At 41.2% G+C, this 11,817-nt stretch carries 10 protein-coding genes; all 10 read left to right on the top strand.

What is annotated here, in order from left to right:
* Positions 1–45 precede the first annotated feature (45 nt).
* Positions 46–1,539, top strand: coding sequence for an MDR family MFS transporter (locus I6N90_RS01540; RefSeq protein ID WP_442950935.1), 1,494 nt, complete (start codon positions 46–48; stop codon positions 1,537–1,539).
* Between the two features lie 289 nt (positions 1,540–1,828).
* Positions 1,829–2,530: an FHA domain-containing protein gene (locus I6N90_RS01535; protein WP_197933757.1), complete on the top strand. Its 702-nt coding sequence runs from the start codon at positions 1,829–1,831 to the stop codon at positions 2,528–2,530.
* Positions 2,531–2,549: 19 nt separating this feature from the next.
* Positions 2,550–3,833, top strand: a complete 1,284-nt coding sequence (gene murA / locus I6N90_RS01530; protein ID WP_197933756.1) for a UDP-N-acetylglucosamine 1-carboxyvinyltransferase — start codon at positions 2,550–2,552, stop codon at positions 3,831–3,833.
* Between the two features lie 103 nt (positions 3,834–3,936).
* On the top strand, positions 3,937–5,058 hold the full coding sequence (locus I6N90_RS01525) for an NAD(P)/FAD-dependent oxidoreductase (RefSeq protein WP_197933755.1): 1,122 nt from the start codon (positions 3,937–3,939) through the stop codon (positions 5,056–5,058).
* Between the two features lie 46 nt (positions 5,059–5,104).
* Positions 5,105–5,635: a DinB family protein gene (locus I6N90_RS01520; protein WP_197933754.1), complete on the top strand. Its 531-nt coding sequence runs from the start codon at positions 5,105–5,107 to the stop codon at positions 5,633–5,635.
* A gap of 34 nt (positions 5,636–5,669) precedes the next feature.
* Positions 5,670–6,158, top strand: coding sequence for a barstar family protein (locus I6N90_RS01515; RefSeq protein WP_232242486.1), 489 nt, complete (start codon positions 5,670–5,672; stop codon positions 6,156–6,158).
* A gap of 21 nt (positions 6,159–6,179) precedes the next feature.
* Positions 6,180–7,115 carry an AraC family transcriptional regulator gene (locus tag I6N90_RS01510; protein ID WP_197933753.1) on the top strand — a complete coding sequence of 312 codons (936 nt, stop codon included), beginning with the start codon at positions 6,180–6,182 and terminating at the stop codon, positions 7,113–7,115.
* A gap of 222 nt (positions 7,116–7,337) precedes the next feature.
* Complete coding sequence (locus I6N90_RS01505) at positions 7,338–9,755, top strand: excinuclease ABC subunit UvrA (protein WP_197933752.1); 2,418 nt, start codon at positions 7,338–7,340, stop codon at positions 9,753–9,755.
* On the top strand, positions 9,755–10,783 hold the full coding sequence (locus tag I6N90_RS01500; RefSeq protein WP_197933751.1) for a serine hydrolase domain-containing protein: 1,029 nt from the start codon (positions 9,755–9,757) through the stop codon (positions 10,781–10,783). Before I6N90_RS01505 ends, I6N90_RS01500 begins: the two co-directional genes overlap by 1 nt.
* Positions 10,784–10,900: 117 nt before the next feature.
* Complete coding sequence (locus I6N90_RS01495) at positions 10,901–11,626, top strand: MerR family transcriptional regulator (RefSeq protein ID WP_197933750.1); 726 nt, start codon at positions 10,901–10,903, stop codon at positions 11,624–11,626.
* The last annotated feature ends 191 nt before the right edge of the window (positions 11,627–11,817 follow it).

Genomic DNA, 11,817 nt, shown 5'->3' with positions numbered 1-11,817 from the left:
ATCATTATTTTTATAAACAGCTCTATGAGCAGAAAGCAGGGATATATGTCAGCTCATACGCAAACTAAACCGATGGAAACTAGCGGGGACGATTTCTCGCTTAAAGCCATTCTACCACCCCTTGTGGCAATTATTGTTGGCATGATCATGGTTATTCTGGACAGCACTGTCGTCAATAATGCTATTCCTAAACTCGTTGAATACTTCGACACCGATTTGAAGACGATCCAATGGACGGTCACTGGCTATACATTAGCCCTATCCGCAGTTATCCCACTTGCCGGTTGGATGTCGGATAAATTCGGATCCAAACAAATATTTATGATTACGATTGCTCTGTTCACGATCGGCTCAGTATTGTGCGGTATTGCCCAAACGGTAGAGCAGTTGATCATTTACCGGATCATTCAAGGTTTAGGCGGTGGCATGGTAGGGCCGATCGGGATGGCTATGGTTTTTAAGTTGGCTCCTCCAGAGAGACGTGGATCTGTCATGGGCGTACTAGGCGTACCATTACTAATGGCTCCGGCGTTAGGTCCTGTCTTATCTGGCTGGTTGGTCGATTCCGTCAGTTGGCACTGGATTTTCATCATCAATCTACCGATCGGCATTATCGCTATGATTCTCGGTTATAAATATTTGCCGAAAGCAGACCGCCAAATGGCGCCGCATCTGGACATTATTGGCATGTGCCTCGCACCGATCGCCTTTTCCATGTTAGCATACGGCGTAAGCGAAGGTGGCACAAGCTGGTCAAGTACTTCTACAATTATGGGTTTGACCATCGGCGGTATCGCACTTATTCTCTTTATCTTCGTAGAACTATCACAGAAGCAGCCGCTTCTCGAGCTGAAAGTGTTCAAGTCGTCTGACTTTACACGCAGCATTATTCTAACATGGATTATACAACTTCCGCTGTTTGGAGCAATGTTGATTATACCGCTGTACCTGCAAGGCGTCATGCACTTCACTGCGCTTGAAACGGGCTTAATCCTAATGCCATATGCGCTATGTGCAGCAATCGGCATGCCGATTAGTGGTCGTTTGTTCGACAAAATCGGTGCACGCCCGCTTGCTTTCGGGGGACTTACCATCGTTTCTATTTCTCTGTTCATCTTGTCAGGCATATCGGTGGATACTTCACTTTGGGTTATTATCTTGTGCATCTGCATGTTGGGTCTCGGCATGGGATTTGCTATGATGCCGCTTAACACGCATTTACTGAATTCAGCTCCTCGCCATCTAGTGAGTCGAGTTACTCCGCTAACAACAGCAGCACAGCAAGTCGTTCTTTCGTTCTCGGTTGCTGGCCTGACTGGTTATTTGACTTCGCAAATCACTTTACACGCTACAAGTGCTGGAGTGGATTCCAATCCACTTAACGCAGTCGTCGCAGGTTACGGTGACACGTTTTTCCTGTCCGCATGCCTAGTGACAGCGGGTGTCGCGTTAACACTGATTCTGCGTAAGCCGATGAAGCAGGAAGAGGACGGAACTGTTAGTAGGATCAATCCTGATCCAGCGATGAATAATCACTAATCGAGAATCGGTTCCGATTTGCTCGTGTGTAAATAGTCCTTGGTCGAAAGTCGGCCAAGGCTATTTTTACTGTTCATGTATAAATTAATATACGAGTTGGGATGTGAGAGTCATCTTTTTTGCAACTTTTTTAAAAGGATTTTTGTTAGAGTTAGTAATGACGTTATTCAATTATGAGTGAAGCGTCAGTGAAAAGTAATTTTATTCCACATTAGTTTGAGTTACGATAAATGGTGTATAGATGACCCAATACAATTGGCAGACCGCCATAGTAACTGGAGGTACGGAAATGGAAGAAGATTATGCGTGTTTGTATATCATTCGTGGAGAGCCATACCGATCGGGTACAAGTATAAATCTGAATGCAGAAGAAACGCTCGTTGGACGTGTGTCGAATCATTTTACTCCGGATTTGCCCTTTACGAACGCATTTATTTCGAGGAAACATTTCGTTATTCATAAGGAGAAAGGCAAAGCGGTGCTTTACGATTTGGGCAGTCGTCACGGAACGGAAATTAACGGTGTTCGGATAGTGCCGCACACCCCGTATCTATTAAATAATTTTGATATCATTAAGCTCGCCAAAGGGATGACCGTCCTTCATTTTTCTTATATGTTTGCCGATCAAACAATTGAAATCGAACCGATCGGCTTCACGAGGCAAATGGAAATCCCACAACTGCCACTAACGATTCATTGGGAGAAAAGGGAATGTATAGTTGAGGGGAAGCGAATTCCAATGTCAGAAAAAGAGTGTCTACTCATTCGTTTGCTGCATGAAAATGCAAACCAACTCGTTACGCTCGAGAAAATCAAATCGCATGTATGGCCGGAACGTTCGCGTGGAGCAGAAGGTGTGTCAGATGTTTCATTCGATGAATTAAATGCCCTGATCTACCGTGTACGCAAAAAATTTGGTAAAGATACCTTTCTTATTAGCGCAGTACGCGGTAACGGTTACGTACTCGAGTCAGAATTGATATCGTCATAACGAAAGTAGGATTAACTTGATGAAATATATTCAGGCACACTATTCTGGTCCATTGAATGGGCAAATACATATACCAGGAGCAAAAAATAGTTCTCTTTCACTTCTTGTAGCTGCATGTCTGGCGGATGATATCGTTACGCTAGGGGGGATCCCGCGCATAGAAGATGTCAATATTATTGCGGAGATTGGTCGAGATATCGGCATGCACATAAAACATTTAGGTGGACAAGTCGTTATCGACCCTCGCAATATTTACAGTGCCATGTTAGATCGGGGCAAAACTTCGAGCTATCGGGCGTCCTATTATTTTGCTGGTGCTTTATTGTCTAAATTCGGTAAAGTTTCGATTGGATTGCCTGGCGGAGATGATTTTGTATCGAGGCCGATCGATCAACATATAAAAGTTTTTCAAACGCTTGGAGCAAAGGTTCAAATGTTCAACGATTATTACGAAGTTGAAGCCAGCGAACTAAATGGTGCAGAAATTTATTTCGATACGATTACCTCGGGTGCAACGATTAATGCGATGTTAGCAGCTGTAAGGGCTAAAGGGCGAACGCAACTTTATAATGCGGCTGTCGATCCAGAGGTCGTTGATACGGCAGTTTTCCTTAACCGACTTGGAGCAAAAATTTATGGGGCGGGAACCGAACGTATCCGCATTGAAGGCGTCCCATATTTAAATGGTGGAACACATGTCGCGATTCCAGACAGACTAATTGCTGGTGCTTTTTTAATGGCAGCGGGTCTCCGTGGGGGTAAAGTTACCGTCAAAGATGTTATTCCTGAACATCTTGGTTCATGCCTCGCAAAGCTGGAGGAGGTAGGCGTTCACTTAGAATGCGGCGAAAACCACATTACGGCTTACGGGACGGGCTCACTTAAAGCAACACGAATTCGTACTGGGATGTATCCGGGTTTTGCTACAGATTTACAACAACCAATGACTGCACTTCTATTGCAAGCAAAAGGTAAAAGCATCGTTACTGATCGCGTCTATCCGATGCGTTTCGCACATGTGGCTCAGCTGAGACGGCTCGGTGCAGCGATCGAGATGCGTCAAGATAGTGCGATTATTCGTGGTGGAGTTCCACTTAAGGGTGGCTGGGTGCAAGCTACAGATGTACGTGCCGGAACATGTCTTATACTTGCTGGATTAACAGCTGAAGGTAGCACGTGTATTACAGGAGTCGAACATATCGAGCGTGGATATGAAGATGTCATCGGCAGCTTCCAATCCATCGGAGCTAAGCTTTCATTGCATGAGTTGGATGTGAGGGAGTTGCAAAGCCGAATACACTAGAATAGAGAAAAATGTGAGTTCAATAGTACATGCCTACACTTTTTCAATTTGAATTAATCCCGTTATAATGTAAAGAGCGATAACAGAAAGAAGTGAATACAACATGAAAGTAATTGTCATTGGAGCAGGGATTGCTGGGGCATCAACAGCCTATCACTTGGCTAAAAATGGAGCAGATATCCTGATTATTGATCGAAAAGATGCAGGGCAGGCAACTGATGCAGCGGCTGGCATTATTTGCCCATGGCTGTCGCAGCGACGAAATAAAGCTTGGTATCAGCTAGCAAAAGCAGGTGCTCGTTACTACCCTGAGTTAATTAAAGAACTTGAAAGCGAAGGAGAAACCGAAACAGGTTATGCCAAGGTAGGTGCCCTGAGTATACATACGGACTTAGAGAAAATCAGTAAAATGGAAGAACGCGCCAGTGATCGAATGGAAGACGCGCCAGAAATCGGCGAGATTACTCAGCTTGATGAACAAAGTACACGTGAACGCTTCCCTTTGCTAATGGAAGGATACTCCTCCATACATATTAGTGGAGCTGCTCGTGTAGATGGTCGAGCATTGCGTGATGCGTTGCTTCGATCATTACAGAGGAATGGAGCTAATTTAATTTATGGTGATGCCGAACTTAACTATCAATCTAACCGAGTAACTGGTGTAACGGTCGAGGCGAAAAGTTATCCAGCTGATATCGTAATCGTTTGTGCAGGCGCTTGGGCGGGGCAGTTGCTACAACCTTTAGGCGTAGGTTTTAAAGTTAGTTATCAAAAAGCGCAAATTATGCATTTGCAAGTACCAGACTCTGAGCAAAACACTGGCAAATGGCCAGTCATTATGCCGCCTTCTGATCAATATTTGCTCGCCTTCGAAGGGCAGAAAATCGTAATAGGTGCCACTCATGAAAACGATTTTGAAGGCTATGATACGAGGATCACGCCTGGTGGAATGCACGAAATTTTAAGCAAAGCTCTTACAGTCGCCCCTCAACTAGCAGAGAGCACCTTTCAGGAAATAAGAGTAGGTTTCCGGCCATTTACTGCTGATTTTCTTCCGGTTATAGGAGCTATTCCAGAGTGGGAAGGCTTACTTGCCGTGAATGGACTTGGTGCTTCCGGATTGACGATGGGCCCGTATATAGGAGCTCAGTTAGCAAAGTTAGCGCTAGGAATGGAATTAGATATTAATTTAGCCGATTACGACATTCGAAAAGCTATAGATTGATCTGTTGATTAAGAAAAGTATTATTGGATAAAAGGAGGAAGTGATCATGTTCTTCGATTTAAAAGGTGAAGACAATATGTCACCTATCGTAGGGATGTTATATGCTGCTGTGAGAGAAAATAGCGGACGGCTGCAATTCATTACTAACGTTATGTCGCAAGATGAAGTAGATTATAGAGGTCCTTCTAATCAGTTTAATAGTACTGCTCAGCTAATCAAACATATTACTTATGTTGATTTGAATTGGGTTTATCGATTAAAAGAACAACCGCTTCCTCATTCTTTAGTAGAGCAATATGGCCCCATGATTGATGAAAATAACAGAATTCCTATGATCAAAGGGAAATCATTGGATAGTCTATTGACAGACTATGAATACATACTAACGATGTTGAAAGAAACATGTTCACAACTAACAGATGCTGAACTAGATAAAGTGGTCACTTTTGGTCATGAAAATGAGAAGCGAGCAACTATTCGTTGGGGATTATGGCATATAGCTGACTATAGTCGGTATCATCAAGCTAATATTAACCAGCTAAGAAAATGGTATAAAGAGTTTAATCTTAATCCATAAGGACTGGTTAGTTGAGTAAGGGGGGTTCGGGCGGATGGAGCAGGATTTATTTTGGAAGTCATTAATGATGAACGGATCTATCGTAAAGTTTTGGAGTCAAAGCATATTAGATAAAACCATTCAAAATATACGCGAAGAAGGTTTCGAAATAAATTGTTTTGATTGTGAGTCATGGGATAAAAACAACTGTTTACTTGAAATCGGCAAAACGTTGGAGTTCCCTAGTTATTATGGGGGTAATTTAGCTGCTTTTAATGATTGTCTATCTGATGTTTACCCTAGTGATGAAGGAATCGTATTCGTATTCAAAAACTTTGATAGGTTCAATGAACGTGATTCAGATATGGCTCATGAAGTGTTAGATATTATTCAAAATAATAGTTGGAGATTACTCATCCAGCATCAAAAGAAGTTGATCGCTTTTTTACTCTCCAATGACCCTCATTTACAGTTTCAAAAAGTAGGTGCATTGTCTATACTTTGGAACAACGCTGAATGGATGAATAAGAATAGAGGAGTTTAGCTAATAGGAAGTGGGTAATCTATGGCATATTCTCAAAGCAACAAGGAGTATTTACGGCGTATTCATAAAGTCCAGGATTTTATTGAAGCAAATGTGTGCAATTCTCTCACTCTCGAAGAACTTGCTGCTGTAGCGGGTTTTTCTAAATACCATTTTCACAGGATATTTAAAGGGATCGTTAATGAATCGTTGTTGCAATTTGTAAATCGTGTGAAGCTTGAGAAATCTGTGAATTTACTAATTCATCGACCAGAGATGACTGTTACCGATATTGCTTATCGGTTTGGATTTACGGATACTTCAACCTTTTCTCGTGCATTCAAAAATTATTATCAAATGAGCCCTAACAACTATCGTAATCAGTATCGCAACATATCCCATAACTCTATTGAACATTCTACTTATGTGAAACGATTTATAAAAACCACTGTACGAGACAATGAAAATCATGTTAAAGGTACAGTTACGATTAAGACGATTGATGATTTGCATGTTGCTTATTTAAGACATCTAGGTACGTTTGAGGAACTGAAAAAGGTGTTTGGATCGCTTATGCAAAAACTGTTTTATGAATTACATATTCGTAATCTCATTGATTCAGCGCATACAAAAGTGTTAACGATATATCATGACAATCCTGAAATTACGGAGGAACATCTAAGAAGAACGAGCCTTTGTATAACGATCCCAAGTGAGAATGTGAAGTCTATTGAAGATGAAAACAATGAAATAGGAACATTGGTCATTCCTGCTGGCAAATATGCTATTGGTCATTTTGAAATTTATCCAGATGAGTATGGAGCTGCATGGGATTATTTATGCGGACAGTGGCTACCCCAAAGTGGATTTTTGCCTCGTGACACCTCGAGTTTTGAAGTTTATGTAAGTGAACCAGACCCCAATCCACAAATAAAGCAATTGGTTGATATTTATTTGCCAATTGGTCCTCTTGAATAATAACCTGAGCAAATAAGGATGACTTCTTGAACATCAACTGCCCAAAAAAGCAGAGTTATAATGGTTGCAATTTTTTGAGGGCTCCTGCGGGAGTCCTTTTTCTATTTACGTCAACATAGCAAGAATTGCAAAGAATCAAATAAAAAATCTACATATGATGAAAGTGAGTTGAGAAAGACAACGGGGGATAACGACAAATAAACGTTATTAAGGGGCGATTGAATGAAGTTTATAACGATAAAGGGAGCACGAGCGCATAATCTCAAAAACATAGACATCTCTATTCCTAAAAACAAGCTTGTAGTTGCAACAGGAGTTAGTGGGTCAGGCAAATCGAGTCTTATGTTCGATATTATTTTTGAAGAAGGGCGCAAACAGTATTTGCAATCGTTAGGTATACTCGCTGGGATTGATGATGATGACAAGTTCGACAGTATTCAAGGTATTAGTCCTGCTATTGCCGTACAGCAAAATATTATTCGCCAAAGCAACGTTAGATCAACGGTAGGTTCAAGGACGAACATTATCAATTTGCTTGCATTGCTCTATGCCGGAGAAGGTACTATAGCTTGTTCCAACTGCGGAATTCCTGTGAGCGATAATTTATCTTGCTTGCAATGCGATAGCATAGAGGAACGTCTTCCGCCAACTTATTTCTCCTTCAATTCTCCAAATGGAATGTGTATCAAATGTTCCGGTCGTGGAACGTATTTTGAAGTTCATATGGAAAAACTCGTAACAGATTACAACATAACATTGGAACAAGTGCTTGACGGTGTTCGGTTAACCCCAGGTTATTTGCGATTATTCCATCGGAAATTTACCGACTATTTATCGGTAGCTTTTTCTGAATTACCTGAAGAAGTGCAAGAAGAAATTATTTATGGGCAGTATGCGAACGGTAACTCTAATAAACGTAGCGCTTGTTTAATCAATATTTTTAATACAAGAATTGGTAGAGGTGAAGATATAAGCGGTGTTTATTCCAAAGTTCATTGTACGGATTGTCATGGGTTTAGAATTGGAGAGGAAGCACGAAGAGTGCATCTCAATGGCAAACATATCGGCGAACTTGGGCAGATGACTATATCAGAAGTGAACAATCATTTAAAAGAAGTACAACAGCAAAAGATGCTCTCGCAATTTGGAGAAAATCTATTACACGACATACTTCGTAAAGTTAATAACTTGATTAAGGCTAGACTTGGACATCTTTCTCTATACAGAGAGATGCCATCGCTAAGTGGTGGAGAAGTACAACGGTTATTTTTACATGCACATTTAGATTTAAAAATGGATTCTCTCATCTATGTTCTAGATGAACCAACAGCAGGATTACACGTATGTGAAAAAATTGAACTGCTGGAATCAATCTATGAGCTTAGAGATTTAGGCAACACCGTGATCGTTGTAGAACATGATAAACATGCAATCAAAATGGCGGATCATATTATTGATATGGGGCCAAAAGCAGGGATTGAAGGTGGACGGGTCATTTATGAGGGTGATTTAGAAGGACTGCTTGTCTGTAAAGAATCGATTACAGGTCAGTATCTTTTGGGCCTAAATACTTTGCCAGCAAAAAGTAATCGTCTGAACATTGAATCGACTCACGGACTAACAATTAAACATGCGAAAACAAACAATCTAAAAGACGTGACGGTTACCATTCCTCTAGGCGTAATGGTTGGAGTTGCAGGTATGTCGGGAAGCGGAAAAAGCTCACTCATTTCAAATACGTTACTTCCACTTCTCAAGAGCTATTTTCGAGACCAGTCGTCAGACGACACTGAAGAAGATGAAATGGATAGCCCAGAAGATGGAGTTACAAAATTTACTCAAGTTGTTGCAGATAGGTTGGAAGGCGCGGAACATATTTGTGGTTACGCTGAAATATCTCAAGCACCAATCGGGAGAAGTGCCATCTCTAATCCAGCTACTTACATTGGTATTTGGGATAAAATACGCAAGTTGTTTGCAGAAAGCCCAGAATCGAAGCGGCGTCATTTATCCGCAGGACATTTTTCTTTTCATACAAAAGGTGCTTGTTCATTATGTAGCGGTAGCGGACACGAAACCATATGGCTTGGAGGTAATCTGAAGATAAATAAAACATGCGCAGAATGCCATGGCAAACGATTTAATGAAGAAGCTTTATCTGTGACATATAAAAACAAAACGATTTATGATGTTCTTGAAATGAGTGTATCAGAAGCTGTGCTTTTCTTTGAAGATAGTAGTAACATCATTGGCGTTTTGAAGGTGATGGAGCGAATTGGGATGGGATACATTAAACTTGGTCAGCCCACACCAACATTAAGTGGTGGAGAAGCACAACGGATAAAGCTGGCAAAAGAGATCGGTCGAAGACGGCGAGGCAATATTTTGTATGTACTAGATGAACCTACAACGGGTCTTAGTCTGTATGATACTTCAAAGCTAATAGAAATGTTGAATGAACTCGTAGATAAGGGAAATTCAGTGCTTGTTATTGAGCATAATTCGGATGTACTTTCTAGATGCGATTGGCTTATTGAATTAGGTCCAGGTGGGGGTGCAGATGGAGGGTATATTATTGGAGAAGGATCACCCGGGCTACTGAAATCTAATCCAACTTCTTTAATCGGGAGGTATCTATAATGGATCGAGCTTATTGGCCTACGACAGCTTGGCAGACGAAAGACCCAGCAACTTTGGGCACAAATAGGGATAAGTTTACCGACCTTGATACTACCATCAAGAAACAATTTAGTAACTTAAATAGCATTGTAGTTGTCCAGAAAGGTTACATTGCTTTTGAAAAATATTACAACAACAGCAGTCAAAATGATTCGCACCACGTCGCTTCTGTTACAAAAAGTGTTATATCAGCACTTATTGGTATCGCCATAGATACTGGATATATTAAAAGTGTTGACGAGAAGGTAATGGACTTCTTCCCTGAATATGTGTCTAATCCCGTAGATAAAAGGAAAATAGCGGTAACAATAAAACATCTTCTGACGATGACAGCACCATTCCCCTTTACTTGGAAACCAGGGGGAGGTGTGATGGAACCGCTAGATAGGTTGCGTAGGCAGAAGGATTGGGTTAAGTATACCCTTGATCAATTGGGCCTAAAGGGTCGACCCGGTGTGTTCCAATATTGTACTGTCGGTACTCATTTGCTTTCGGCCATTATTACTCGTACAACGGGTCAAAGTGCACGTGAGTTTGCAAATGAACATTTATTTGGACCAATAGGAATGAAGGTCATTGCTGATTACAATTTATCATCGTTTGGACTAGGTGATCTGTTTGGGAATGACCTAAAAGGATGGGTTCATGATCCCAATGGGATATCTACAGGAGGATGGGGTCTTACGCTATCTGCAAGAGATATGGCACGGTTTGGATTTTTATATATGAATGGTGGTAAATGGGAAGAAAAGCAGATTATATCTAAACCATGGATTGAAGCGTCGTTAAAGATGAACTCAAACAAATACGGTTATTTATGGTGGTTATATGAAGAGGATGATATGGTTGCATATTTAGCAATGGGAGATGGAGGTAACATAATCTGTTGTTTGCCGAAACAAGACTTAATTGTTGCAACTACTTCCAAAATCGTAGGCAAGCCGCGTGACATATGGCCACTGATTAAGAAGCTTTTAGTGGAATGTTGAGTTATACCTGACTTTGAATGCTCTCTGTTTGGCTATTTTCATAGCTTCCTCCAAAGAGTTTCATTACGTATACTAGAATCAGTGCTGCAACAACCATTTTCGAGAGGGTGCTAGCCAATGGAAGATTGGACGACTGGGAAACTTGCCAACAAGCTAGGGCTTTCTGTAAGAACAATTCGATATTATGATCAGATTAAACTGGTTAGTCCAAGTAGAACGGAAGCCGGGGGTCGACGCGTATATTCAGAGGAAGATTTGATTAAATTGGAGAAAATAGTTCTATTGAAGAAACTAGGTCTTTCTTTAGATGATATTCAAGATAGTTTGAATGAGCTGTCTACCCGGCAAATACTTGAGGTGCATCGCAAGCATCTGGAGGAAGAGGCTGCTCGGATGCATGAATATATAGAGTACACGACAGCGTTGCTGAACTTTCATCAGTTGGACGATGAGTTGAACTGGGATACGCTCCTTCCGCTTGTGCGGAAACCCAGTTCGTCACGAAGAATTTGGCAACATTACTTTAACGAAGAAGAGCTTAAAGTACTTAAAGTGTGCTTACCCAGAATGGAAAATAACGATGAGATGACAAACGGATGGATAAGACTTATCAAACGGATAGAGCAATGTATTCAAGGTGGGGTTGAGCCGCATTCGGTAGAGGGAACTGCAATTACAGCGGAGCTAAATCGGCTTTCGGATGCGACCTTCGCTGGTAATACGGATCTGATGGATAAGTTTTGGAAACTACGGAAAGATCCAAACTCGGCAGAGCAGGGGTTAATTCCGATCCGCCCGGAAGTCATTCAATTTGTGGAGAAATGTTTGTCTTTGAATGAATAATGTAGATGCTCGTGTGATTGGCGACGAATAGAATAAACATATATTGAGGTCTAATAGAGCATGAACTGGGTAATATGATAGAGATAAGTGTATGCATCCAAGTCATTAATTTAATTATTTCAGGCAAGTATCTTGTTGCTTTTCGGGGTTTGATATCGAAAAAAGGAGAAAATAGTGCAACTTTTCCAGAT

The organism is Paenibacillus sp. GSMTC-2017 (genome assembly GCF_016019935.1).
In the GTDB taxonomy this organism is placed as follows: Bacteria; Bacillota; Bacilli; order Paenibacillales; family Paenibacillaceae; genus Pristimantibacillus.
This window is presented reverse-complemented; position numbering and strand designations above follow the sequence as displayed.

What these genes read in the sequence shown, in the direction of transcription:
- I6N90_RS01540 (WP_442950935.1), top strand. Translation starts at nt 46, where the DNA reads ATGTCAGCTCATACGCAAACTAAACCGATGGAAACTAGCGGGGACGAT.
- I6N90_RS01535 (WP_197933757.1), top strand. Translation starts at nt 1,829, where the DNA reads ATGGAAGAAGATTATGCGTGTTTGTATATCATTCGTGGAGAGCCATAC.
- murA (WP_197933756.1), top strand. Translation starts at nt 2,550, where the DNA reads ATGAAATATATTCAGGCACACTATTCTGGTCCATTGAATGGGCAAATA.
- I6N90_RS01525 (WP_197933755.1), top strand. Translation starts at nt 3,937, where the DNA reads ATGAAAGTAATTGTCATTGGAGCAGGGATTGCTGGGGCATCAACAGCC.
- I6N90_RS01520 (WP_197933754.1), top strand. Translation starts at nt 5,105, where the DNA reads ATGTTCTTCGATTTAAAAGGTGAAGACAATATGTCACCTATCGTAGGG.
- I6N90_RS01515 (WP_232242486.1), top strand. Translation starts at nt 5,670, where the DNA reads ATGGAGCAGGATTTATTTTGGAAGTCATTAATGATGAACGGATCTATC.
- I6N90_RS01510 (WP_197933753.1), top strand. Translation starts at nt 6,180, where the DNA reads ATGGCATATTCTCAAAGCAACAAGGAGTATTTACGGCGTATTCATAAA.
- I6N90_RS01505 (WP_197933752.1), top strand. Translation starts at nt 7,338, where the DNA reads ATGAAGTTTATAACGATAAAGGGAGCACGAGCGCATAATCTCAAAAAC.
- I6N90_RS01500 (WP_197933751.1), top strand. Translation starts at nt 9,755, where the DNA reads ATGGATCGAGCTTATTGGCCTACGACAGCTTGGCAGACGAAAGACCCA.
- I6N90_RS01495 (WP_197933750.1), top strand. Translation starts at nt 10,901, where the DNA reads ATGGAAGATTGGACGACTGGGAAACTTGCCAACAAGCTAGGGCTTTCT.